The organism is Altibacter sp., from assembly GCF_019913785.1.
GTDB lineage: Bacteria > Bacteroidota > Bacteroidia > Flavobacteriales > Flavobacteriaceae > Altibacter.
On the sequence record NZ_JAIOHK010000063.1, the window covers coordinates 67742 to 93741 of the forward strand.

Annotated in this window: 20 protein-coding genes; 15 read left to right on the top strand and 5 right to left on the bottom strand. The window is 39.9% G+C overall.

What is annotated here, in order from left to right; all coding sequences use genetic code 11:
* Positions 1-71: 71 nt before the first annotated feature.
* A complete protein-coding gene (locus K8F54_RS11560; RefSeq protein WP_290791073.1) occupies positions 72-533 on the bottom strand; it encodes an Lrp/AsnC family transcriptional regulator in 462 nt (153 codons plus the stop codon).
* 160 nt (positions 534-693) lie between these two features.
* Between K8F54_RS11560 and K8F54_RS11565 the strand changes: the two genes are divergently transcribed.
* Complete coding sequence (locus K8F54_RS11565; RefSeq protein ID WP_290791075.1) at positions 694-1893, top strand: aminotransferase class I/II-fold pyridoxal phosphate-dependent enzyme; 1200 nt, start codon at positions 694-696, stop codon at positions 1891-1893.
* Position 1894: 1 nt separating this feature from the next.
* Here K8F54_RS11565 and K8F54_RS11570 read toward each other — a convergent pair whose 3' ends face one another.
* Positions 1895-4714: a tail fiber domain-containing protein gene (locus tag K8F54_RS11570; protein ID WP_290791078.1), complete on the bottom strand. Its 2820-nt coding sequence runs from the start codon at positions 4712-4714 to the stop codon at positions 1895-1897.
* 167 nt (positions 4715-4881) lie between these two features.
* Here K8F54_RS11570 and nhaC point away from each other — a divergent pair, with 167 nt between their 5' ends.
* The 5 genes from nhaC (at position 4882) to K8F54_RS11595 (ending at position 12050) form a co-directional block, all read left to right on the top strand.
* Entirely contained in the window at positions 4882-6378 is a 1497-nt protein-coding gene (gene nhaC / locus K8F54_RS11575; RefSeq protein ID WP_290791080.1) for a Na+/H+ antiporter NhaC, read from the top strand.
* Between the two features lie 109 nt (positions 6379-6487).
* On the top strand, positions 6488-7132 hold the full coding sequence (locus tag K8F54_RS11580; protein WP_290791082.1) for a peroxiredoxin: 645 nt from the start codon (positions 6488-6490) through the stop codon (positions 7130-7132).
* A 177-nt stretch (positions 7133-7309) separates the two neighbouring features.
* A complete protein-coding gene (locus K8F54_RS11585) occupies positions 7310-10519 on the top strand; it encodes a sensor histidine kinase (protein WP_290791084.1) in 3210 nt (1069 codons plus the stop codon).
* Positions 10520-10564: 45 nt separating this feature from the next.
* Positions 10565-11188, top strand: coding sequence for a response regulator transcription factor (locus tag K8F54_RS11590; RefSeq protein WP_290791087.1), 624 nt, complete (start codon positions 10565-10567; stop codon positions 11186-11188).
* A 181-nt stretch (positions 11189-11369) separates the two neighbouring features.
* Positions 11370-12050, top strand: coding sequence for a hypothetical protein (locus K8F54_RS11595; RefSeq protein WP_290791089.1), 681 nt, complete (start codon positions 11370-11372; stop codon positions 12048-12050).
* 156 nt (positions 12051-12206) lie between these two features.
* Here K8F54_RS11595 and K8F54_RS11600 read toward each other — a convergent pair whose 3' ends face one another.
* Positions 12207-13772: a hypothetical protein gene (locus K8F54_RS11600; protein WP_290791091.1), complete on the bottom strand. Its 1566-nt coding sequence runs from the start codon at positions 13770-13772 to the stop codon at positions 12207-12209.
* 20 nt (positions 13773-13792) lie between these two features.
* Entirely contained in the window at positions 13793-15109 is a 1317-nt protein-coding gene (locus K8F54_RS11605; protein ID WP_290791093.1) for an OmpA family protein, read from the bottom strand.
* 187 nt (positions 15110-15296) lie between these two features.
* On the opposite strand from K8F54_RS11605, the gene tpx reads away from it, so the two are divergent.
* From tpx to ribB, 9 genes are all read left to right on the top strand, one after another.
* Positions 15297-15797, top strand: coding sequence for a thiol peroxidase (tpx, locus tag K8F54_RS11610; RefSeq protein WP_290791095.1), 501 nt, complete (start codon positions 15297-15299; stop codon positions 15795-15797).
* Positions 15797-16156, top strand: a complete 360-nt coding sequence (locus K8F54_RS11615) for a diacylglycerol kinase family protein (protein WP_290791097.1) — start codon at positions 15797-15799, stop codon at positions 16154-16156. The genes tpx and K8F54_RS11615 overlap by 1 nt, the downstream gene beginning before the upstream one ends.
* 116 nt (positions 16157-16272) lie before the next feature.
* The gene (locus K8F54_RS11620; protein WP_290791099.1) at positions 16273-17676 is read left to right on the top strand and encodes a VWA domain-containing protein; all 1404 of its coding nucleotides are present in this window, start codon (positions 16273-16275) and stop codon (positions 17674-17676) included.
* An 11-nt stretch (positions 17677-17687) separates the two neighbouring features.
* Entirely contained in the window at positions 17688-18314 is a 627-nt protein-coding gene (locus tag K8F54_RS11625; protein WP_290791101.1) for a hypothetical protein, read from the top strand.
* 10 nt (positions 18315-18324) lie between these two features.
* Entirely contained in the window at positions 18325-19323 is a 999-nt protein-coding gene (locus K8F54_RS11630) for a hypothetical protein (RefSeq protein WP_290791103.1), read from the top strand.
* 104 nt (positions 19324-19427) lie between these two features.
* Complete coding sequence (locus tag K8F54_RS11635) at positions 19428-21788, top strand: DNA translocase FtsK (protein ID WP_290791105.1); 2361 nt, start codon at positions 19428-19430, stop codon at positions 21786-21788.
* A 4-nt stretch (positions 21789-21792) separates the two neighbouring features.
* Positions 21793-22431, top strand: a complete 639-nt coding sequence (locus K8F54_RS11640; RefSeq protein ID WP_290791107.1) for an outer membrane lipoprotein carrier protein LolA — start codon at positions 21793-21795, stop codon at positions 22429-22431.
* Positions 22432-22439: 8 nt separating this feature from the next.
* Entirely contained in the window at positions 22440-23870 is a 1431-nt protein-coding gene (locus tag K8F54_RS11645) for an LptF/LptG family permease (protein WP_290791109.1), read from the top strand.
* A gap of 53 nt (positions 23871-23923) precedes the next feature.
* On the top strand, positions 23924-25072 hold the full coding sequence (gene ribB, locus K8F54_RS11650) for a 3,4-dihydroxy-2-butanone-4-phosphate synthase (protein WP_290791114.1): 1149 nt from the start codon (positions 23924-23926) through the stop codon (positions 25070-25072).
* On the opposite strand, the gene K8F54_RS11655 is transcribed toward ribB, so the two are convergent.
* The gene (locus K8F54_RS11655; RefSeq protein ID WP_290791116.1) at positions 25069-25950 is read right to left on the bottom strand and encodes a hypothetical protein; all 882 of its coding nucleotides are present in this window, start codon (positions 25948-25950) and stop codon (positions 25069-25071) included. The two genes, ribB and K8F54_RS11655, sit on opposite strands and share 4 nt — an antisense overlap.
* Between the last annotated feature and the right edge of the window lie 50 nt (positions 25951-26000).

Genomic DNA, 26000 nt, shown 5'->3' on the forward strand with positions numbered 1-26000 from the left:
TTCGAAACACAAAGTTACAATACTATTTAGCAACTGCCAATACTGTGTGAAAAAGGATTGTTAATTTTACGCTAATTTATAACCAGTGCGGTGGTATTCTTCACTTCGTTGATGGTAAACGAACTTTGTGTACTACCAATGTGCTGTAAGGTGGTTAGTTTGGTTACCATAAAGGACCTGAAATGTTTCATATCGGTGACCAATACTTTCAGCAAATAATCATATTCTCCACTTACATGAAAACACTCTAAGACCTCATCCAGTTGCGTTACCTCTGCCTCAAACTTGGTAAGGTATTCTTTTGAATGTTTTTCCAGTTTAATCTGACAAAAGACCGAAAAACCTAGATTTACCTTGTCCTTGTCGACTAGGGTGACGTATTTTTTGATGATACCATTCCGTTCTAACTTTTTGATACGTTCATAGACCGCTGTGACCGATAGATTCAATTTGTTGGAAAGTTCCTTATTGGTCTGTTTACAGTCCTGTTGTATATAATGCAACAGCGATTTATCTATTTTGTCCAATTCCATATCTGAAAATTTTTCTAAAAACCACCAAAAAGGCTTGTAATTCTCTTATAAATAGCTACAAATCTATCAAATTATAGTTTTATTTTCTATATATGACCCATATCATTGACAAATATTCTAATTACCAATAGATTTACCTAGCACTTTAAATTGAAACGAGATGAAATTCAAACCCGCAGATAAAATACAAGACTTACAATATTTTGGCGAATTTGGAGGTGTAAACCCTTCTATTTCCGATTCTTCTACCTACACCTTTCTTTCGGCAAAGACCATGTTCGACACCTTTGAAGGAAATGCTGAAGGCTGTTATCTGTACTCGCGCCATACCACCCCGTCAAATCTTTATTTAGGAGAGGCACTAGCAGCTATGGAAGGTACCGAAACCGCCAATGTCGCGGCAAGTGGAATGGGGGCTATTACTCCTACTATTCTTCAGTTTTGCCAAGCTGGCGATCATATTATTTCGAGTCGGACTATTTACGGGGGTACCTATGCGTTTTTAAAGAATTTTACACCTAGAATGGGGATTGATACTTCATTTGTCGACATCACCAAGTTAGACGTAGTAGAAGCCGCCATTACCTCTAAGACAAAAATTATCTTTTGTGAGTGCGTGAGTAACCCGCTGTTGGAAATAGCCGATATTGCCGCACTGGCTAAAATCGCAAAAAAACACGGCTTGCAATTGTTAGTGGATAATACATTTTCTCCCTTGACGATTTCTCCTGCCAAATTAGGTGCCGATGTGGTCCTGCACAGTTTGACTAAATTCATCAACGGAAGTAGTGATACCATGGGTGGCGTTGTATGTGGGAGTCAGGAGTTAATTGATTCCCTTCGGAATGTCAACGACGGTGCTTGTATGTTGTTAGGGGCATCCATGGATAGTTTACGTGCGGCTTCTATTCTGAAAAATATGCGTACGCTGCATATTCGTATGAAGCAGCATAGTCATAACGCTTTATTTTTAGCCGAAAAGTTTGAGGCAGACGGATTAAAAACCGTCTATCCCGGCTTGAAATCACATCCCGGACATACATTGTACAAAAGCATGATGAATGAAGAATATGGCTTCGGAGGTATGCTTACTGTGGATGTAGGGAGTTTGGAGAAGGCCAATGAGTTGATGGAATTGATGCAGCAACGAAATCTGGGTTATTTGGCGGTGAGTTTAGGATTCTATAAAACCCTGTTTAGTGCCCCGGGCACCTCAACTTCTTCAGAAATACCAGAAGAAGAGCAAGTAGAAATGGGGCTTACTGATGGATTGATTCGTTTTTCCATAGGTTTGGACAACGATATAGCACGTACCTACAAAATGATGCGGCAGTGTATGGTTGAAGTTGGGGTGTTGTAGGCTATTGTACTTTCAAATATGCTTTAATCGCTTCAACATCCTCTTTAAGTGCTTCAATTTCGACTTTTTGATTTTCAATAATAATCTGTTGCTCTTGTATAGCTTTAATGGCAATAGTTCCAAAACCTGAATAATCTAGCATATAGGGGGATTCTTCGTCACTAGAATAAGAAGGTTTTTTAACTAGTTCTGGAAATATTTTTTCTATATCTTGGGCAATGAACCCTAAATATTTTTTTGAATTAGTTTGATCTTTAAAATTGTAATCCACAACTTTAAGTAATTTAACTTTTCCTAAGACTTCATCAACTTCAGAAATGTTTGTTTTCAAATTTCTATCCGAAAGAGCAGTATAATTACCTGAAACATCATCAAAACTGCCTCGAACCGCATTGTTAAATAAGATGTATAGATCATTTGTAGAATAGGTATAAAAATGCCATCTATCTGCATCTGTAGCATTTGAAATAGATAATCCGTTTGTTGTGCCTGTGGGATGATTAACGTGTAACGAAGTAGCAGGAGTTGCAGTACCAATACCAGCAAAGTTACTTATGTACATCCTACCTAAATAATAACCAGCGTAACTACCGGCCTTTTGAACATCTGAATATACCCCATAATGGGTTCCTCCTGCTGTAGTTTCAATTATACTATAGGAGCCATATTTATTTCCGGTATTTGTGCCGGTTAAACGATTATAAATAGCATAGTGAGGATTAATTCCTGTACCTCTAATATAATTGTACAGCCCATATTGTATCCCTGACCCAGCACTAGGGTTGTCATTATATATACCATAATGATCTCCAGAGCCTGTACTATTTAAAAGAATATACGAGCCATAATGTGTATTATTTGCGGCAACTCCAACCTGCGTATAATTACCGTATTGAATACCGGAACCGCTTCCACCTAAATTATTATACGTGCCGTAATGAACTCCAGAGCCTGTATTAACAATGTTGTTATTTATTCCATATTGCTCTCCATTTCCACTACCTGTTAAAAACGAATATACCCCGAAATGATCCCCACTACCGGAGCCCTCAAGTCTATTGTATATACCTCGATGAATAGCATTGCCCGTATTTGTTATTAAATTTTCTATCCCGTATTGCAATCCGGAACCAGAACCGGCAATTGTATTTGTAACTCCAATATGAGTACCACTTCCAGAATTACTCAAATTGTTAAGGACTCCTTGATGAATACCATTACCCGCTCCGTTAAATACATTTCTAACTCCAATATGTTCACCTGTTCCAGTGCCATTTAAATTATTATTCACTGTATAATGTGGACCATTACCTGAACCCGATATAATATTTACAGTTCCCAATAGTAGACCAGATCCATCAATAATTGAATTTTGAGCAGCAGCCATTGTTGAAGAACCACCTCCAGAAATATTAATTTGCGATCCTATTTTGAGACTATTACCGGTATTAGTTATATCTATTTGGCTTCCAATCTGCGGACCAGTCCCTGTTCCAGCAAGTTCAATATACTTACCAAAATGGGTGCCACTGCCACTTCCCGAAAGTTCCGAGTAGGTTCCATAATGATTACCAGTACCCAATCCATCTAATGAATTGTACGTGCCGTAATGAATTCCCGTACCATTACCCGAAAGATGATTGCTAACTCCTGTATGTGTTTGATCGCCGGAATTATTAATAATTTGAGATGTCCCAATCTGTGGGCCAGTACCACCACCAGATATATAGTTTTCTGTACCTATATGAATGCCTGAACCACCTCCGTCTATTCTAAAATATGCTCCTGTATGTCGGTCATCTCCAGAGTTATCAATATCAGTATAATTACCATATTGAACACCTGTTCCAGTTCCTGTTAATCGGGTCCAATTTCCAGTATGTGTATTGGTTCCTGAACCGCTTAAAACATTGTACGATCCTATATGCAATCCATTGCCAGAGTTAGAAATGGTATTATATGTACCGCGCTGTATACCATCTCCACTGCCCGCTAGTCGAATATCGGACCCATTATGTACGCCAGAACCATTTCCTTGTAAATTTATATATTGCCCTGAGTGCAGCCCATCTCCTGAATTAGCAATAATGACCCTATTTCCAATTTGAGTGCCAATACCGGTACCGGAAAGCAGACTATAAGTTCCATAATGATCTCCAGAGCCTGTGTTGACTAGGTCACTTCTTATTCCATATTGAATGCCATCACCAGTACCTAATAATTGAGAAAATACGCCATAATGATCCCCAGTTCCATTATTGGCCACCCTGCCATACAGGCCAATATGTGTATCGTCAGCCGAATTTGTAACTTCAGAAAGCAATCCGTAGGTGGGCACATTTGTAGAACCATTCATACGTATGGAGACACCACGACCCCCATTGGGTGCTTCCACTTCTAAAGGCCAATCGGCTGTAGTCTTACCAATGGCCACATTTCCCATGGTATACATATCGTCGGTAATATCATTCGGTGCGACCGTGGTGCCCTCTTCGTACCAATCAATGTCCTCAGTAGCCGTTAATGAAGTGGTTAATCGTTCCCATGTGGCACCATTAAAATAATAGTATCCTACCCCACTCCCGCCGGTAGTACCGGCATTGGTATTGTATATCAGTAAACCTGTGGCTGCCGTGTTAACACCATCGATCATGGTATCGGTAACATCTCCCAAGGAAACCTGAGGGATTAATATTCCCTTATTCGACGCGGAAATATCCATTACGGAGGACGGATCCGGAACCACAGTTCCAATTCCAACTTGAGCATTAGAAGTAATTAGTGAAATAAGCGCAGTTAATACTAGAACAATCCTTATCATGTCTATAAAATTTAGAATGTAGGGAAAGTTAAAGTAAGACGGGATTCAAATATAACATATTCAAAGTAAACACAATAGGGGAAAATCCCTGTATTTTTTGGTAAAAATACTGCTATTTGCATACGAGTCTACAAAATCGTAACATTACATTTCCAAAAATTCCAACTATGCAAAGCCAAGACATTAAACCAAGAGAGCCGCAAGACGAACACATTGTAGAAAATAAAGAACTCAATATTTGGGAAGCACTTATACCGGTTATCGCATTGGTTCTCATGCTCTTCTTTAACGTAAAATATGCCTTCGGAGATGATGCCCTATCCGGCAGTAATCAGTTTATTCTATTGCTTGGGGCGGCAGTAGCAGCCATCGTTGGATTCTTCAACAAAGTCTCTTATAAACAAATGCTGGATGAAGTAGCAGAAAATGTAAAGTCCACAACAGGCGCCTTGCTTATTCTTTTATTTGTTGGTTCATTAGCAGGTACATGGCTCATTAGCGGTATTATTCCATCCATGATCTATTATGGTCTTCAGCTATTGAGTCCGGAAATATTTTTACCTGCCTGTGTTATCATTTGTGCTATTATTTCGGTAGCAACGGGTAGTTCTTGGACGACTTCAGCAACGGTAGGAATTGCCTTGGTTGGCATTGGAAGTGCCCTAGGGTTTAATCCGGGGATGACAGCCGGAGCGGTTATTTCCGGGGCTTATTTTGGGGATAAGATGTCACCGTTAAGTGACACAACCAACCTAGCGCCCGCCATGGCCGGAGGCGAATTGTTTTCGCATATTAAATATATGACATATACTACGGTGCCTACGATTATACTTACATTAATAATCTTTATCATTCTTGGCTTGTCCATAGACGTACAGGGTACTACAGACACATCGGCCATGTTAGCATCTATAAAAGAATCTTTTACTATTAGTCCGTGGCTGTTTATTGTACCTGTTTTGGTGGTCGTCCTGATTGTAAAGAAAACACCACCGCTAGTCGCACTGCTAGCCGGAACCCTATTGGGCGGTATATTCGCGCTAATTTTTCAGCCGGAAATAGTCAAAACAATCGCAGGTGCAGATAAGCTTACTTTTTTAAGCGGATACCAAGGGGTGATGAATGCAATGACAGTAGATACGGCTATTGAAACATCCAATGCCAGCTTGAACGACCTGTTCTCATCTGGAGGGATGGCCGGAATGTTAGGTACTATTTGGTTGATCGTTTGTGCCATGGTTTTTGGTGGTGTGATGGACGCAATTGGTGCGCTTTCAAAAATTAGTAATGCCGTATTGAACCTATTCGATTCTATCTTTGGCTTGTTTGTAAGTACGGTCATAAGCTGTGTAGGCCTGAACGCATTAGCTTCAGACCAATACCTGGCAATCGTCATTCCGGGTAGGATGTATGCCAAAGCATTTAAAGATAAAAATTTGGCTCCCGAAAATTTAAGTCGGACCTTGGAAGATTCGGGAACTGTAACTTCAGTACTTGTCCCTTGGAATACCTGTGGCGCCTATCAGAGTGGCGTGCTTGGAGTAGATACTTTGTCCTACGCCGGCTATGCCTTCTTTAACTGGATAAGTCCGTTTACCACACTTATTTTTGCAGGATTCAGAATAAAAATCAAACAACTTAACGGAGGGTATTTGCCTAGGTAAAAACGCACTAACTTTCACATAAATTTAAGTGTCTTATCATTGTGTTTTGCTTTTTGAAGTCGTACTTTTGCAGGCTGAAAACAAGTACTAAAATTCAAAAAATATCACAATGGCATTCGTAGGAAAAAAATTCCCAAATCTAAGTGTTACCGCAACCGATAAAACAGGCGTTACACAAAAAATAAATATCTTGTCCAAAGCACAAACGGAAGGTAAAAAAATACTCCTTTTTTGGTATCCTAAAGACTTCACCTTTGTGTGTCCAACCGAATTACACGCATTTCAAGCTGCCTTGGGTGAATTCGAAAAAAGAAACACCTTGGTGATTGGCGCTTCTTGCGATACTGCTGAAGTGCATTTTGCATGGCTGAATACTCCTAAAAATCACGGAGGGATTGAAGGCGTTACCTACCCTATCCTTGCAGACAGCAACCGAAACCTTTCATCGCAATTAGATATTTTAGATATCACCAACGAACGCTACGATGAAGAAACCGGAAACGTTTTGGTAGACGGTGATAATGTAACCTATCGTGCGACCTATTTGATCGATGAAGAAGGAACCGTATTCCACGAAAGTATCAATCACATGCCGCTAGGCAGAAATGTGGCTGAATTTATCCGTTTAATCGATGCATACGCACATGTACAAGAAAATGGTGAAGTATGTCCTGCCAACTGGCAAGAAGGAGCTACCGCCATGCACGCAGATAGAGATGGTGTTGCCCAATATTTAACGCAACAACTCAATTAAAAGTATTGTTTAGATAGTTTCGTTTAAGTTAGATTAGTGTAAGCCCGTTTCCATGGAAACGGGCTTTTCATTTTACTGTATTATAATTTTAAAACTTCATGCTTGTAAATTTCAAAGAATGAACCTATCTTTCTTGTTTCTTCCCCACGCTACTTGAGTCAACTAAATACAACTTCAGTGCAAAAGAAATTATGTACCATTTTTATTTTTATTAGCCTCCTCCTATTCCTGCAACAGAGTTTTGCACAGCAGGAAATCCTCACCTTCAAACAGAGTACCATTGATGACGGACTTTCACAAAATTCGGTCACATGTATCTATCAGGATAAATTGGGCTTTATGTGGTTTGGAACGCAGGATGGACTAAATAGATACGATGGGTATACCTATACGCAGTTCAGAAATGAGCGAGGAAATCCAAATAGCATAAGCAATAATTATATTTGGGATTTATATGAAGATGATGACCATGTGCTTTGGATCGCAACCTTTGGAGGCGGTTTAAACAGTCTCGATTTACAAACCGGCGTCATTCATAGATATAAATTGAATCCCGATGACCCTGCTTCTTTTCCCAGTAACCGTTTGTTTTCTATTACTGAGTATCCAAATGGCACACTCTGGCTTGGTGCCAATGAAGGACTTATCAAATTTGACAAATCATCGGGAGAATCTGAGTTGTTCCTCTCGCACAAAAATTCGGATAAAACACTTCGCGACAACTATATTGGTATAGTGACGGCTGACGATAGTGGTAATTTATGGCTCCGAAGTGATTCGGGACTCACGCGTTTCCATACCAAGACACACCAAACAGTGTATTACCAACGTAGTCCTTACTCAAATTCGGTTAGCTTGGGAAATGTTTCCGATATACAGTTTGTGAATGGAAAATTGTTGGTTTCTTGTACGACCGGTTTGCTTCAGATTGATCCAAAACAAGAGACAGATACGTTGCTTTTGGACGCCTCATCCATTCAGATGGACGACCGAACTCCCGGATTTCGAAATGTACTTCCGTTAAACAATAAGCGCTTTGCTATTGGAACCAATATCGGGCTGCTTATATTCGATTCAAAATCCGGTAAAATTAGTACGTTTCAAAGCGATGCTACAGATGACAAAAGTCTTTCGCACAGCAATGTTTTGTCCCTTCTGAAATCGGATGATGGTGTAATTTGGATAGGAACCCGAAACGGATTAAATAAAATAGAACAGGAAAAACCCGATTTTATCCATATCCGAAATATTGCCGGAAAAAAAGGACTAAGTAGTAAGAATGTCAACTCCTTTATGGAAGAGAACGACAGCCTGTTCTGGATAAGTACGACGGACGGTTTAAATCTTTACGACAAAAAGAACAATTCGTTTACAGTTTTCAGAAAGGAGGATTCTAAAAATAACGAATTACAGACCAATTATGTTCTCTGTCTTTTTAAAGACTCCAAGGGGAATAAGTGGATGGGTACCCGAAGTAATGGATTTTACAAAATCGATTCTGGAAATAAGATCACTCGTATTAAACCTGCAAATGCCACTGTGAACAAGACTTCCATTCATTTTATTACCGAAGACAAAGAAGGGTTTATTTGGTTGGGAACTGGCGGAGCCGGTTTATGGAAATACGATGTGCAAAAAAATACTATCAAAAAGTACGGCCCTGCAAAAGACGGTACCGGGACAAGTCACTCTTATGTATTTACCATTTTACAGGATAGCTTCGACAACCTCTGGTTTGGGACTCCTACGGGTGGATTGAACCTGTTTGATCCGAAAACAGAACGTTTTATCTATTTTCTAAACAACCCTGAAAACAAAAACAGCCTCAGTAACGATATAATTTTGTCTCTTTATGAAGATGGGCAGAACAACCTATGGATTGGGACAAATGGTGGGTTAAACAAGCTTATTCCTAAACTTAAATCGAATATGTTCGATGTGCTTAGTTCAGAAAAGGAAAGAAAAAACGATTCGCTCTTCGTCAATTTTGGACAGGAACAAGGATTTCCCAATGATGTAATTTACGGAATACTTGAAGACAGTCATCGAAATCTATGGATGTCCACAAACAAAGGGCTTGTGGCCTTTGATATCAAAACGGAACAGGTAGTTAAAACCTTCGATGTGAGTCAGGGGATTCAAAGCAATGAATTCAACCAAAATGGCTATTATAAGGATCGCAAGGGCTTGTTTTATTTTGGAGGTGTTGACGGCTTTAATATTTTTCATCCGGACAGCTTAGTAGGAAATCAATTTGTACCTCCTGTGGTACTTACCGGCATGTCATTATTCAATGAACCTGTAAAAGTTGAAAATCTCATATCTGATACCAAAGAAGTTACACTCACGAAAAACCTGCCCTATTTAAAGGCTATTTCACTTTCTTGGAAGCACGATATGATTACCTTCAATTTTGCAGGTCTAAGCTTTATAAGCCCAGAAAAAAACACCTATCGCTATATGTTGAAGGGTTTTAATGAAGATTGGGTAGCGGCCGGATACGATCGATCTGCCACCTATACTAACCTCGATCCCGGTGACTATATTTTTAAAGTACAGGCAGCTAACAGCAGTGGGATTTGGAACGAAACCGGCGCCTCATTAAACGTACATATTAGCAATCCTCCGTGGTTGCGTTGGTATGCGTATCTAGCCTATTTCTTACTTCTTTCGGGACTATTTTACCTTTTTGTACGCCATCGTATTAATCAGGCAACGCAAAAAATAAAGGTGCAGGCACAGATCGACAAGGCTCGAACACAGGAACGGGAGGCCTTCCGGAAAAGAAGCTCACGTGATTTCCACGATGAGGCCGGTACAAAAATTACTCGAATTGCACTAATTTCCGAATTGGTTAAGCTAAACACCGAAGACAAACCCGAAGTTCAAAATCACCTCAAACAAATTGAAGAGAATCTACAAGATCTCAATGCTGGGATGCGTGATTTTATCTGGGCCTTGGACCCTACCAAGGATAATGCATATGAAACCTTAACGCGATATACCGAATTTGCAGGCAATTTTTGCGAATATGCAAATATCCAGTTTAAGTCGGAGCCTATATCCGAGTCATTAAAGACTAAAGAACTTAATATGGCAGAACGTCGCCATTTATTAATGATTTTAAAAGAAGCCACGAACAATTGCGTAAAACATGGTAAACCAACTACCCTGCATTTTTACATTCAACATCAACCCGGAAAACTCACTTTAAGGCTAAAAGACAATGGCAGCGGCTTTGATATAGACCAAGAAAATACGGGGAATGGCCTAAACAACATGCGCGAAAGAGCTGAAGCCCTTGGAGGTGCACTGAAAATTAAATCGAAAACAAATGGTGGCACCACGCTCACCCTTACCTTGGAAACTACCCGCTTGGGTAATTGAATTTTAATATTTTGAATCGTATCTTTCTGAAAACTATTGAATAATATGCCAATCATAAAAATTTGCATAGTTGAAGACGATGCATTAATACTGAAATCGCTTCAGCAAGTTTTGAATAATGCCGAAGGATATTCGGTAACCGGAACTTTTTTTTCGGCCGAAGCAGCATTGGAAAATTTAAAGGAACATCACCCCGATGTGCTTTTACTCGACATTGATCTTCCCGGTATAAGTGGCATTGAAGCCATTCCGAAGCTAAAAAAGCTGCAACCCGAACTCAACATCGTGATGCTTACCGTTCATGAGGAATCAGATCTGGTATTTTCTGCTTTACGGCAGGGGGCTGTTGGATATTTGGTTAAAGGTTCCAATTCGAAGTATTTGCTGCAAGGCATTTCCGAAGTTTTTGAAGGTGGAGCCCCAATGAGCCCATCCATTGCCAGGCAAGTAATTGCTTCTTTTAAACCCACCAAAGGGAGTGTTCTTAGTGAACGAGAATTGGAAGTGCTTCAAAAACTCAGCAACGGCACCAACAATAAACAAATTGCCCAAGATCTATTTGTCTCCACTAACACTATCAAGGCACATATAAAGAATATTTACAAAAAATTGCACGTAAATTCTCGTGCCGAAGCGGTAAGCAAGGCCATTAAAAGAGGATGGATATAATAAAATAAAGGGTAAATACATTCAAGGCAATAAACGCCCTAAGGTCTTGTATATCCAATGTATTGTAAATTCTTCTAGGTAAAAGCTATCGAAAAATGATTAGCAAATTAGTTTTAGACAATCAAAACCTTAAAGAACTTTAGGGACTCATATTAATTATACAGCCTTAATTTATAAAAATATGAATTACAAATTATTACTTATAGCACTGTTGGCAGCAACCCTTTCCCAAGCCCAATCCTTTACAGGAAGTTTCGATTTGATAATAACTCAGGTATATAATAATGGCAACCAACGGATCGATTCCATTTCATATTATTTTAATGAAACAAAAACAGCCATAATTATACATGCCGAACAAAATCAACCAGACTTGCGTTTGGTTTTCAGTCCGGCAGACACTACTATCACCGGGCTATTCGAAATAAAAGACACAAAAGGCGGCTATATCCTGCCAATGAATGAAAAAAACTGGCCGGCCATGCATTATGCGCTGCGTGAATACGGAACAGGCCCACGAACGAAGCTTAATTACACGGGCGAGCAAAAAGAAATTAACGGGCTTTGGTGTTCAGAAATAAACTGCGAAAGCGAAGAGTTTGAAATAAGTGTTTGGGGTACAAACACCATTGAGCTGACTCTAATTCAACTTTTGGCCTACCAAACTGTGGGAGCAGGAGAAGATACTAAAGCAATTGATATGCTTGACAAATGCGGCATACAATCCTTTGCCATCGAAACAATTTTAAGAGGCAAAAATGACAAGCCCGATCTTTCCTTAAAAGTTGAAAATCTTTCAAAAGAAGTCGATACAACTATCTTTTCTGCTAAAGGGCACATCTTGAGTGATATGCGGAAGTAGAATTAAAAGTATTTTAATTCCAAGGTGCGAGTCGTCGTTACGTACGTGCCGAGGAGAAGGTTTCAGAAAAAACTCAAGTACTTAAAAAGACAAAAGCCCTAAAGAATTAACTTTATGGGCCTTGCCTGTTGAAAAACATATCAATATAAACACTACCTACTCATATTTACAATCTACTGCGGTAACTCCATCGAGACCTGGCATTTGTTGTTCGTTAAGTTGGGGTATGCTTGCTTGTGGAAATCCTTTTAGTCGTAATCCCTTTACCGTCACATTTCCTCCATTAGTTATCTTAATTGCGTTTTCACGCACGCTAACTTCAACCATAGCCGACGAGAGGCTTGCAGCACCGGGATTTACCATAAACAATTGTGGACTGTACATGTATGCATTCGGTATATTTCTAAGATCTCCTCCCTGTTGATGTTTCAATTGCGTACCATTTACTACCAAGGCCGGTACCGAAGTATCCATAGGATTGCCGTAGTTAGCAGCATCAAATATCGGTTTTTGATTTGGGTGTAAGGTTCCTTTATTAGACATGTATAATCCTGGAGTCTGGCTTTGCCAATTGGGGTTCTCGGTAATCGGTTCAGAGCCAATAAATATAGCCTGATGTCTTGTTTCGGCTTCGATTAAAAGCGGTGGCAATGCTGCACTTCCCGTGCCGTTAAAATTGGCTTCTTGTCTGTACGTACCATTCTTTACTATAATCTTGACCGATTTTCCTCGCAAACGCTTTACATGTGCTTCAGTCAATGCTTTTTGCATGGTGGCAAATGGACTGGAGCTAGTTCCGGAATTAGTGTCACTTCCGTTTGTGGCGATATATATTTTTTCAGAAGTATCATTATCGTCATTTTGATCATCTCCGGGATCAGATCCATTTGTGTCTGTACCCAAATCGATAGTCGCCAAAATTGGATCATCTGGATCTATCACATCAGCCTCGCCACAAAAACACAATTCATCAATAAAAACCTCACTGCCATCTGTGCTTGGGTATTTTTGAGCTAACTCTACAGCACCCATCCCATAGGGAGGTGTAACCGGAAATCCACTGCCCACCATTTGCATTTGGATCAAAGCTTTTACGGGAGTCCTGTCTGGTAGAATCCTTAGCGGAATCCTAAAGGGTGTCCAGACACTCACGCTTTTTGTAATGACCGACGCTGTTTCGCCGGGCATAACGCCGCCCGCCGATAAATCATTTTCAATGGCAAGATAGGGAAGGATCCATAATTTATCTCCTTCCTTTAAATTGGCTTTGTAATATCCGCACAACGCTCCAGGAGCCTTTTCTAGCGGGAAGAACATGTTTTGACGCATGAATATCTCATTTTCCGATAAAGTGGCACTTTCACAGTCACCTTGGCAAGTAAACAACGACCCACTAAAAGAGCTTTTACGCAATTGTTCTTTTAAAGACGCAGGGAGCTTAGCGTATTCCTCTGGTTTTTCCTCTTTGATCATCTCCAAAACAGACGCATTTTTTATACGTACACCATTACCAAACTTCCCCGGAGTTTTAAAAACATTTCGCATGTCAAATTCTACTGTGGGAGTTCCGTATTTATCACCCATATTTGTGGTAAGCCAATTCACGGGGTCGTCATTCCCAGTCCAATTTTGGAAATTTCCGTTAGGGATTGGGATACAATCATCTTGGGCATACAGACCCATCGTAACTATTACTAGTAGTAAAAAGAATATTTTTTTCATAAAGTATATATGTTTAAAATTTATTGGACAATAAATTCCGTCCTTCTATTTTTTGCCTTATTCATTGCAGAATCATTCGAAGCTACCGGCTCGCTTTCGCCTTTACCCTTAGTTGTCAATCTGTCTGCAGAGACCCCAAACTGAGAAACCAGAGCATTTTTCACTGATGCCGCCCGATTATTTGAAAGTTCGAGGTTGTGGCTATCTGTGCCATCGCTATCTGTATGGCCTACGATCAAAATATTCTTATCGGGCTCGGTTTTCATGGCTTCGGCTATTTCCCGAAGAATTCCATAGGATTCGGCCTTAATTTCGGCTGAATTTACATCAAACAAAATAGCATTTGTAGTGTATTTTCCGGTGCTGAATAATTTAGCACGAGGCTCGGGCAGGCCTTCAGCAATACGAAGGTTGGTAATTAATACATTCTGCTTTTCATCTCCCACTCCATAACAATTGAAAAGCACCGAATTTAACAATGCTCCATCTTTTATAGCCCGCGGAAAATCAAATATCTTATCACCGTTGACATAAAGACGATACCGGTTTCCCTTTACAGAAATCGCAATATGTGCACCTTCCTGAAACGCCTGACGAATATCTTTGTCGCGATTCCCCCGTACAATTTCCCCTTGCTTGCTATCCCATGATTTAAAGAATTGTTCTTTTACCCATTTTTGATAGGGAGATAAAGATGCTGATGCATAATATGCTCCCTCTTTTAACGCTTTTCGGCCGTCCCCTAAAATCACATATAAGTTGGCCGTCTGAGATGTATTGTCTTCATGAATATTAAAGCCTATGGCGTCAAATTCTATTGTAAAATCCTTAGGCAAATTTTTAGGAAGATCGGGCTGATACATTCCTCTATTGTATAGTTTCAGCCATTTAACCCCAGGGTGACTACTTAACGTCACAATTTCACCGGATGAGTTAGTATTCCACAATTGCGGAAAATCACCTTCAGGATCGTCGGCAAAATCATCAAATAAGATAAGATCTTCACCAGCTACCCAATCACTTTTGGAGTACATGTCCACTATATCCGAATTGGAATTAGACGTTGAATTTGAATTCGTTTCTGCCTCATTGGAAGATCCGCTGTTTCCAGAGGTACTGCCACCACTTGAAGTGCCTCCATTGTTGCCACCATTACCCAATAAGGTATCCATAACTTTTTCGGTATCCTTTTGGGTCTTCTGTTCCAATTTACGCGTGGCGGTATTTTCGGCTTTCTTTTTTAATTTTTTTAGAATTTGGCTTTCTACATCTTGAGTGCCTGCAAATACAAAAAGAACAGACAATACAATTGTTACGATGGTGTGTTGTTTTTTCATAAAATTAATATTTAACATTGAGGAAGATTAGTATATGCCAAAGCTATTATTTCGCTAAGAGGCTGTCAATTACCCGATTGGGTAATTTTGAAGTTAATTTGTTATTAAAACCACATCCTTTCCATTCCCTTTAATGAAATACTTCGCTAGAATATGTATTTTTATATCCTGAATTAAAACTCAAACTATGGCATCTATTACCCTAGGGGGCAACCCTGCCGAAACAAATGGCGCATTACCAAAAGTGGGCAGTGTGGCTCCTAATTTTACGTTAACCGCAACCGATTTATCCGCTAAATCCCTTAGCAACTATGGCCCTGTGCGAAAAATACTGAATATTTTTCCCAGCGTTGACACAGGAATCTGTGCCGCTTCGGCAAGAAAATTTAACGAAGAAGCTTCAAATCTCGTCAATACAAAAGTGCTTTGTATCTCAAAAGACCTTCCTTTTGCCCAAAAGCGTTTTTGCGCGGCCGAAGGGATTGAAAATGTCGAGATGTTAAGCGATTTTAAAGATGTAAAGTTTGGAACCGATTACGGTGTGTTGATTACTAAAAGCGCCTTTGCCGGTTTACTGGCCCGAGCAGTGCTGGTGTTGGACGAAAACAATAAAGTTCTTTATACCGAATTGGTTCCCGAAATTGGTCTGGAACCTGACTATGCTTCGGCTTTAAAAGCAGTGGTCTAATGTGGAATTCGTTTATAGGAAAACGCCTTAAAGGGTTCGTTTATGCAACGAAAGGGGCCATCATGCTGTTAAAAAATGAACCCAGTATTCAAGTGCAGGCGGTAATTGCTATTGGCGTGACCATTGCCGGATTCTATTTTGAAATATCGGCTGTCGAATGGATGTTTCAAATTGGAGCGATCGGACTCGTAATGAGCATCGAAGGCTTAAATACGGCGGCCGAAGAGATGGCCGATTTTGTACATCCCGACTTCCACGATAAAATTGGTTATATAAAAGACGTTGCTGCCGGAGCAGTATTCTTCGCTGCTATTGCTGCAATCGCAATTGCCTGTTTTATCTACATCCCAAAATTCTAGCTTGAAAATCACCCAAACAGGTAGTTGACAGCGTTTTACTAGATTCGTAGGTTTATTCCTAATTTAATTTTTTAATTATATTTAGTAAAACTCTTTTTAACCAAAACTTTTTCAAAATGAAACAAGTAGCCATCCTTCTTTGCACATTTTTATGTTTTTTTCAAACTATATCGCAGACCAAACAAGCCCCCGAAGTTCCCTCACCCATTATATTTATTTATGATGCCAGTGGCTCAATGTGGGGACAAATGCAGGGCAAAACTAAAATGGAAATAGCATCTACTGTCCTTTCAAATTCAATAAACGATTTTGCCGAAAATCAAAAGATAGGCTTGGTAGCTTATGGACACCGTAAAAAAGGAGATTGCCGTGATGTGGAAACATTACTTTCTATTGAAAATACTTCAAAAAGTAAGGTGGCCGCCGCCGTAAAAGGTATTAAACCCTTGGGAATGACACCCCTCGCCTACTCAGCGACCACGGTTATTGATCAGCTTCGGAAAAGCAAAGAAAAAGCTACAATAGTTTTAATTACTGACGGAATAGAATCCTGCGATGGTAACATCTGTGATGTGGTAAAAGCAGCCAAGGCCGAAGGGATTGATTTTAAACTTCACATCGTTGGTTTTGGTCTGAAAAAAGGCGAAACCGAACAACTAGAATGTGCTGCCAAAGCGGGCGATGGTAATTATTACGATGCTGCCGATGCCGGTGGATTGGGCGATGCCATGACCCAAGTAGCCTCCCAAACAGTGGATAAGCCCGAGGGCAACCACGGAGTGTATGCCACAATGAATGGCAAAGCCATTGACGCTTTGGTAATTGCCTATAAATCGGGCACTAAAAACGAGGCTGGAGGCACACGAACCTATAGAGATACAGCATATATTTATCTACCCCAAGAAACCTATGATCTTGAAATTCGCCCCCTTGAAAACTCTAAAGTAGCCCCCATAGTGCTAAAGGGAGTTAAAACTTCAGACGATAAAAAGACATACAGTAATGTAAGCTTTGACGGTGGAAAATTTATAGTTACCACGACCAACAACGGTGAAGGTTGGGACTCTACTGTAAATGTAAAAAATACAGAAGGAAAGTCTGTGGGTGGAAGTCGTACCTACGGTAGATCAAACGAAATAGAATTGAATGCAGGCACCTACAGTATTGCTATAGCGGCACTCAAATTGAATGGTTTACACACAAAAACAACACTAGAGAACCAAGTAATCATAGGTGGACAAACCACTAAAGTGGATTATAATTTTGAATCGGGCACATTGGAAATCTTACCCATGGGTGGTGATAAAATAATAGACTGTACGGTTGACGTAATTGAGGTTGCTTCGGGTAAAAGTGTAGGTGGAGGAAGGTCTTATGATCGTGGGGTAAAGATGTTTATCAACCCGGGCACATACCAGGTGAAAGTAAAGGCACTACGGAAAACCGGCTTTGAGGGTGAAAAATCGGCCACCGTGACGATTAAAAAAGGCGAAGATGTTAAACAGGTCTTCAAGTATTAAAAATCTAAATAATGAAGAATTACCTCATAGTTTCGATCATTTTATTTTTTAGTTGTGTTCGCATAGTGGCACAAAACGAGCTTGGAGAGGGCTTTTTTTCACCCAAAACAGAGGAAGTCGAAACCCTGTACCTGTACGACATTCCCAACAGCAGGGCAGGCAGCCAAGAACGCCCCATAGATAGTATCACCTTTGTAAAACGATACGCAAACCATGTGGATGGAATTGGCTATGCCCCCGAAGGTTTTGCGCCGTTTCATGAAAAATTGGACTATGGTGTTTTTGCCATACGGGTAAAACGTATGGGCCGAGACTATCATGAAATTATCATTAATGAAGAAACCGGGAAGACGGCCTATGTGAGTACCTGGCAAGGAAACTTTATGACCTGGGGCGAGTTTTTTCTCAATTGCCATTCGGTAGAATTTATAGACAAAAACCAAAAAGTTTTCGACAACCCTATGATAAAATCGGCAGGAAGAGTGGTAAGTCCTACAAACTTTAGGGTTCGCTACATTATGGGCGATTGGATGGAAGTGGAAATATTGGCCGACGATTACGACACCGTAAAAGGAAAAGGTTGGATACGTTGGAAAAAAGACGGAAAACTTTTGATTACTTATAACCTGTTCGCTTAAATTTTAAAATATGAAAAACTTCTTCAAACCCGCCCGATTAGGATTTTACTTTTTAATGCTTGTTGCCTTTTTTATCATTGGCCTCTACTTCGCCGGCCTCATTGATGCAGGCAAGGGACAAGGCCTAGCTGGTGGAGCTATTGTATTGGGGTATGGTATAATGTTTGGCGTTATCGCATTTATCGCTTCCTTTTTTATTGCCCATTATGCACGGCACAAATTTATCGTATATGCCAATATCGTTTTATTGGCGGTAGTTCTTATCGGTTACGGGATAACACATTACCGCTATATTCAGCGTCAAAATGCCAAAGAGGAAAGCGAACAGTTTAAACCGGCCCCTACCGAGCCAACTCAGCAGACTGAGCCAATTGGGATGGTAACATATTATAAAAACGACGCTTCTCATTCCATACCAATAAAAAATCCAATGGGAGAAAATGACGATATGGGTCTCGGATTTTTCAAGCCTAACTTTTATCAGTATCCCACTCTTTTTTTTTACGGTAACGTGACCCATGAAAAATCGGTAAGCCAACATACCCCAACAGATAGCCTTGCACTAGGACGTGATCAATTTGGTGATTTCGCCCTAGTTTCAGCACCGCCTTGGTTGTTGCCTGAGGCCATGAATTCACCATTTGGCATCTTTTATTTTAAAGTGAAAACCGTGGGTCGCGAATTTATTGAAGTGGTAGTGAATTCAAAAACAGGGCAAACGGCCTATCTCAATAAACGAAATGGAGAGCTGCTTTTTTGGCCGGAGTTTCTTTTAACGGTTTCATCCATTGAATGTATCGAGGGTAGATCTCAAATTCCAAAAATAAAGCCCTTGGATATTGCAGGAGAAGTCAACACCCCCTATATTCACCTCCGCCCATTACAAGTAAAGGATGAATGGGTACAGCTCGTCTTAAATGACAAGAATTATCGCGAAGTGGGAAAAGGTTGGATGCGTTGGCAATCAGCTGGCGAATTATTGATAAAATATGAGCTTCCCAACATATAGTCTCCTAAGATTGTTGGATTTTAAACACCCTTTTTTTTATAAAATTTTATTTAGCTTGTGCCGTTGTATATTTGTATTTTTGCTCAAAGACAACCTAAGCGTACATGGCGAAAAAGAAATCCGCTAAATCGAAAACCCCACGTAAAAAAATTAGTTTTACGCTCTCTAAACAACAAAAGGTACTTTTGGGTAGCTTTCTGTTCTTATTGGGGATTGCCTTGTTGTTTTCTTTTGCCTCCTATTTTTTTACCTGGCAGACCGATCAAAGCGATATCGGCCTTCTAAGCGATCGCGACTTGGAAGCCCAGAATTGGTTGAACAAATTTGGGGCCAACGTCGGTCATTTTTTTATATATGACGGCTTCGGAATTTCGGCCTTTATCCTAGCCTTTTTAATCACCCTTACCGGAGTTTACTTCTTTTTCGATTTCGCAAAAAAACAATTAAAACGCTTTTGGTTCTGGGGCGTCTTACTTATGATATGGTTCTCGGTATTTTTTGGATTTTTCAAATCGACCGCCAATTTGTTCAGTGGCACCATAGGATATGAACTCAACGATCTGCTTCAGGATTATCTGGGTTTAATAGGCGCTATTCTAGTGATGACCTTTCTTGCCATCATCTACCTGGTGGTGCGTTTAAAAGTAACACCCGATAAGGTTACGACCGCGTTAAAAAGTACTAAAAAGGAAATAGCCAACGATTTTGCTTCAGAAACAATTGCTTCGGAAATAGGAACCGATGCCATCTCGCAAACCGATTACGAAAAGGAGGTAGTTGATGCGGTATTGCCTTCCGAAGAAGAAATAGAGGACCTTCCCGAACCGGTTATAAAAACTTCCGAAGATTTTTCTATTTCTGAAGAAACCAATGTCGAAATGGAAATTGAGCAGGCTCCCGAAGAAGAGATCATGGAAGGAGATATCAGCAAAAAACTGGTAGAAGATTTTGGCGAATTCGATCCTACTTTGGAACTCAGTAATTATAAATTTCCATCGATCGAACTGTTGAAAGATTATACAGGTGGAAAAGGAATTACCATCAATCAAGAAGAACTCGAGGAAAACAAGAACCGAATTGTCAATACACTTAATAACTACAAGATAGGGATTGCAAACATCAAAGCAACCGTGGGGCCTACGGTGACCTTATACGAAATTGTACCGGATGCGGGAATTCGGATTTCAAAAATTAAGAACTTAGAAGACGATATTGCCCTATCGCTTTCGGCATTGGGGATTCGAATTATAGCTCCTATCCCGGGGCGCGGTACTATTGGGATTGAAGTGCCCAACAAAACACCAAAAATTGTTTCGATGCGTTCGGTGATTGCTTCACCTAAATTTCAGAATGCCGAAATGGAACTCCCCATGGCATTGGGAAAAACCATCAGCAATGAAACCTTTGTAGTCGACCTGGCTAAAATGCCTCACCTACTTATGGCAGGAGCCACCGGACAAGGGAAGTCGGTAGGTTTAAATGCCATACTTACCTCCTTACTTTATAAAAAACATCCTGCAGAAGTTAAATTGGTACTGGTTGACCCTAAAAAAGTGGAATTGACGCTTTTTAATAAAATTGAACGACATTATCTAGCCAAACTACCCGATACCGAAGAGGCCATTATAACCGATACCAACAAGGTGGTGTATACACTGAATTCACTTTGTATTGAAATGGACGCCCGCTACGACCTCCTTAAGGATGCCATGGTGCGCAATATTAAGGAGTACAATACCAAATTCAAGGCCCGAAAACTAAACCCCCACGAGGGACATCGTTTCCTGCCGTATATCGTACTAGTAATCGATGAATTTGCCGATCTTATCATGACTGCAGGCAAGGAAGTGGAAACACCCATCGCAAGACTGGCACAACTGGCGCGAGCTATTGGAATTCATTTGATAATTGCCACACAACGTCCTTCGGTAAATGTAATTACCGGTATTATTAAGGCCAACTTCCCGGCTCGTATTGCTTTTAGGGTAACTAGTAAGATCGATTCCCGTACCATTTTGGACAGTTCGGGAGCCGATCAATTGATTGGTCGTGGCGATATGTTATTTACACAAGGAAATGATCTAACCAGATTGCAATGCGCCTTTGTCGATACCCCTGAAGTTGCCGATATAACCGATTATATTGGATCTCAAAAAGCCTATCCCGATGCTTATTTATTACCAGAATACGAAGGAGAAGAAGGTGGCACAAATCTTGATATTAGCATAGAGGAACGAGACAAGATGTTTCGGGATGCTGCAGAAGTTTTGGTGATTGCTCAACAAGGCTCTGCTTCCTTATTACAACGAAAGTTGAAACTAGGGTACAATCGTGCCGGTAGGATCATCGATCAGTTAGAGGCTGCTGGAATTGTAGGTCCTTTTGAAGGGAGCAAGGCCAGACAAGTACTTGTTCCAACCATTGACGCATTAAACCAACTATTAGAAAACGAAAGTAATTCTTAGTAACATGAAAAAGTTAGCCTTTTTAGTACTTATCCTTTTTACCTTTTCGAGCTACGCACAAGATGCAAAATCCTTGTTGAATGAAGTTTCAGCCAAGGCAAAGAGCTATGATAATATTCAGATTGATTTCAAATACAATCTCAACAACGTAAAAGAGAAAGTAAATCAGGATACACGAGGTGATGTCACGCTTTCGGGAAATAAGTATATATTACACATGATGGGAACCACTCGTTTGTTTGACGGTAAAAAGATATTTACCATTGTTCCTGAAGATGAAGAAGTAACCATTTCTACCTATAATACACAGGATGATAAAGATGTAACACCGTCAAAATTATTGACTTTTTACGAGAAGGGATATACGTCCAAAATGGATGTTGTACAGAATGTAAAGGGTCGGAAAATTCAGTTTGTAAAATTGATTCCCATCGATTCTAAGGCCGAAATGAAAGAAGTATTACTAGGTATAGACGTGCAAACGAAACATATTTATAAACTTATACAAACCGATGCCAAGGGAACAAAATACACGCTTACGGTAAATTCATTCAAAACCAATCAGCCGTTGTCCAAAACTCTTTTTACCTTTGACGAAGCTAAGTACAAGCAGGATGGATACTACATCAATAAGCTTGATTAGCCGATGTTTTGAAAATTCTGGATCGCTACATATTAGTCACCTTCCTGAAGACGTTTTTTAGCGTCTTCATTATTTTAATGTTCATTTTTGTGCTTCAAACTATTTGGTTGTACATCAATGAGCTCGCGGGAAAGGATCTGGATGTTTGGGTTGTATTAAAATTCTTATGGTACGTCTCCCCGCGCCTAATTCCATTGGTGCTACCGCTGACAATTTTGGTAACCTCCTTGATGGTTTTTGGAAGTTTTTCTGAAAAATACGAATTCGCAGCGATGAAGTCGACCGGAATATCACTGCAGCGCGCCATGCGAAGTCTTACGGTTTTTATTTTAGTGCTTGCAGGCGTTGCCTTTCTCTTTGCCAATAATGTGATCCCCTATTCGGAATATAAATGGCAAAACCTAAGGCGAAATATCGCACAGGTGAGTCCGTCCATGATCATAGCCGAAGGACAGTTTAGTCAGATTGGTGACGATTTCAACATAAAGGTAGGTAAGAAAAGTGGAGACCGAGATCAGTTTTTGAACGATATTGTAATTCATCAAAAAAAACCTTCGAAGCCCAATGGAAACTACACGGTTATTATTGCCGATAATGGCGAACTGGCTAGCCAAGAAGGAAGCAATACGCTTTCTTTAATTCTGAATGACGGAAATTATTACGATGATGTACAGGTTAAGGACATAAAAAAACAACTTCGAAAACCCTTTGCCAAAAGCTATTTCGAATCCTATACCATCAATATCGATCTTACCAAATTTAACGATACCGATATCGATAAAGAAAACGAACTCAACAACCATAATATGTACAAAATTAATGAGTTGTTCGTTGAGATCGATTCCCTGTCCAATAGCTATACCAGAGATATTGCGGCCTTTTCTGAAACCATGTATACCCGTACCGGAGTGACCAAGTTTAGCGGGGAAACACCTGTTAAAAAAGACTCCATCAAACCCTTTAATTTGATAACCGATCTTTACGAAACCAAACAACAGGCCGATATTATTTCGCTGGCCATTACAAATGTTCGGGGTACCATTCAAGCGGTAAAGGGCAAAAAAACTGAATTTCATATCAAGACCAAACGGATTAACAAACACGAAATCGCATTGCATGAAAAGTATGTGTTGGCGCTGGCGTGTATCATTTTGTTCTTTGTGGGTGCTCCATTGGGGGCGATCATCCGCAAAGGGGGCATGGGATTACCCATGGTGGTAGCAGTATTGCTATTTCTTACCTATCATTTTATAGGAATATTTGCTAAAAATAGTGCCGAAGATGGCACCATGCACCCCTTTATTGCCAGTTGGTTGAGTACGGCAATTATGCTCCCATTAAGTATTTGGCTCACCTATCGCGCTACTACAGATCAAGGCATCTTTGATATTGATTCTTTCATGCAACGAATTACAGGTCTATTTAAAAAGAAAGAATAGCATTTACCAAAGAAGTTTAGTTTTCAATATCTTTGCACTTACAATTGAATGCTATGATTACTACCGAAAAAAACACATCAATACAACTCAATACCATTTCCGAAGCCATAGAAGATATCAGGAATGGGAAGATTATTATTGTAGTGGATGATGAAAATCGCGAAAATGAAGGCGATTTTATTGCCGCCGCCGAGATGGTAACTCCCGAAATGATCAATTTTATGGCGACGAACGGTCGCGGACTTATTTGCGCCCCACTCACAGAAGAAAGATGCAATGCCCTTGACCTAAATATGATGGTTGAAAACAACACTGTTTTGCACCATACACAGTTTACGGTTTCGGTAGATTTAATTGGTCACGGTTGTACTACGGGAATTTCGGTACACGACAGGGCGAAGACCATTAAGGCATTAGTAAACAAAGATACCAAACCGGGTGATCTGGGAAGACCCGGACATATATTTCCTTTAAAAGCTAAAACCGGCGGAGTATTGCGCCGTACAGGACACACCGAAGCCACAATTGATCTGGCCAGGCTGGCCGGTTTTCAACCGGCAGGTATTTTGGTGGAGATTCTAAACGAAGATGGCACGATGGCGCGTTTACCTCAATTGGTAAAAGTGGCTAAAAAATTCGATTTAAAGATCATCTCTATTGAAGACTTGGTGGCCTATCGCATGGAGCACGATTCGCTTATCAAAAAAGAGGAGGACTTTAGTATCAATACCAAGTTTGGTAATTTCAGATTACGGGCATATAAACAAACTACCAATGATCAGGTTCATATTGCTTTAACAAAGGGTAATTGGAAAGAGAATGAACCCGTGATGGTTCGCGTAAATGCCACTCTGGTAAACGGTGATATTTTGGGTACGTTGACAAACAATACCGAACAGAAACTAGACGATATGTTTAGTGTAATCAATTCTGAAGGGAAAGGAGCCATTGTTTTTATTAATCAACAGAGTCAATCGCTAAACCTTTTGAATCGCTTAAAAGAACTGAAAGGAGCGCAAAAACCAAACGAAATAGCCAAAGCGCCGCGTATTGATATGGACAGCAAGGATTTCGGGATTGGAGCCCAGATTCTCCACGATTTGGGAATTCACAAAATTCGTCTTATTTCTAATAGTGAACAAACCAAGCGTGTTGGGATGATTGGGTATGGGCTTGAGATTACAGAATATGTGAGCTATTAATAGTTATTTTTTCTGAAAAAATAAACCGCATCACTTGGAATTTCAGGTACTACCGTATGTTTGTGTTTTTTAAACCAAGACGCATTTAAGCCTCTTTCATGATCTAAATCGTAACTACCTATTACCTCCGTTTTTACAAAATTCCAACCTTGTTTCAACTGAAGGTCATAAACCACCTCTGTTGCTGCATCTATTGTATTGGTCCCATCTCTTCGAACTTTATCTTTTCTATTTTCGGTTCCTTGCATCTTACAAGCCTCATCTACATATACCCAATAAAGAATATAACCTTCGTCACCCATGGTCAATGTACTTTGGTTGGTAAGATTATAGGTTACACGTACAGAGTTTCCCATTGTAATATTGCCAATAATTTTATCATGTTGTTCCACTTGTAAAGAAGTTCTGGAAAAAGAACCGACTTTTCCATTATCATAACGTAATGCTCCAATATCTTGGAAATCGAAAAACACAAGGTTCCCTATATAGTCTAAGCTTGTTTCGGTTGTTATAACTTCGGGTAAATTAATCTGTACAAGACCTTCAGAATTTACACTCCCAACGTGTATTATTTTAGGCTCAGATCCATTTCCTATTGATTTATACGACATTAAAAGCTTGGCAGAACCACCATCCCAATTTTCGAACTTATTATTTTTACTCATCATAGTATTTTTCCAATACCAATCGTCTTGGGAGTTTTCAGCTATTGAACTGTTATTCTCGCTTATAACTTCAGACTTCATATTTTCTACATTAACAGTTTTAGCATTAGCAATACTATCCTGAATTGCAGAAGATTCGTTTTTGGAATCTTCACTATTTTTACAACTATTCAAGAAGATAAATGCAAGTAGAATAATTATTGTTGGTTTCATAATATATAAGTTTAGGTTTTTATATTTCAATATGTTTTAGTCCCCCAACA

Coding starts and splice junctions, on each gene's coding strand:
- K8F54_RS11590 (WP_290791087.1), top strand. CDS start 10,565: ATGCCAATCATAAAAATTTGCATAGTTGAAGACGATGCATTAATACTG.
- K8F54_RS11560 (WP_290791073.1), bottom strand. CDS start 533: ATGGAATTGGACAAAATAGATAAATCGCTGTTGCATTATATACAACAG.
- K8F54_RS11655 (WP_290791116.1), bottom strand. CDS start 25,950: ATGAAACCAACAATAATTATTCTACTTGCATTTATCTTCTTGAATAGT.
- K8F54_RS11640 (WP_290791107.1), top strand. CDS start 21,793: ATGAAAAAGTTAGCCTTTTTAGTACTTATCCTTTTTACCTTTTCGAGC.
- K8F54_RS11635 (WP_290791105.1), top strand. CDS start 19,428: ATGGCGAAAAAGAAATCCGCTAAATCGAAAACCCCACGTAAAAAAATT.
- ribB (WP_290791114.1), top strand. CDS start 23,924: ATGATTACTACCGAAAAAAACACATCAATACAACTCAATACCATTTCC.
- K8F54_RS11615 (WP_290791097.1), top strand. CDS start 15,797: ATGTGGAATTCGTTTATAGGAAAACGCCTTAAAGGGTTCGTTTATGCA.
- K8F54_RS11605 (WP_290791093.1), bottom strand. CDS start 15,109: ATGAAAAAACAACACACCATCGTAACAATTGTATTGTCTGTTCTTTTT.
- K8F54_RS11600 (WP_290791091.1), bottom strand. CDS start 13,772: ATGAAAAAAATATTCTTTTTACTACTAGTAATAGTTACGATGGGTCTG.
- tpx (WP_290791095.1), top strand. CDS start 15,297: ATGGCATCTATTACCCTAGGGGGCAACCCTGCCGAAACAAATGGCGCA.
- K8F54_RS11580 (WP_290791082.1), top strand. CDS start 6,488: ATGGCATTCGTAGGAAAAAAATTCCCAAATCTAAGTGTTACCGCAACC.
- K8F54_RS11565 (WP_290791075.1), top strand. CDS start 694: ATGAAATTCAAACCCGCAGATAAAATACAAGACTTACAATATTTTGGC.
- nhaC (WP_290791080.1), top strand. CDS start 4,882: ATGCAAAGCCAAGACATTAAACCAAGAGAGCCGCAAGACGAACACATT.
- K8F54_RS11595 (WP_290791089.1), top strand. CDS start 11,370: ATGAATTACAAATTATTACTTATAGCACTGTTGGCAGCAACCCTTTCC.
- K8F54_RS11630 (WP_290791103.1), top strand. CDS start 18,325: ATGAAAAACTTCTTCAAACCCGCCCGATTAGGATTTTACTTTTTAATG.
- K8F54_RS11570 (WP_290791078.1), bottom strand. CDS start 4,714: ATGATAAGGATTGTTCTAGTATTAACTGCGCTTATTTCACTAATTACT.
- K8F54_RS11620 (WP_290791099.1), top strand. CDS start 16,273: ATGAAACAAGTAGCCATCCTTCTTTGCACATTTTTATGTTTTTTTCAA.
- K8F54_RS11625 (WP_290791101.1), top strand. CDS start 17,688: ATGAAGAATTACCTCATAGTTTCGATCATTTTATTTTTTAGTTGTGTT.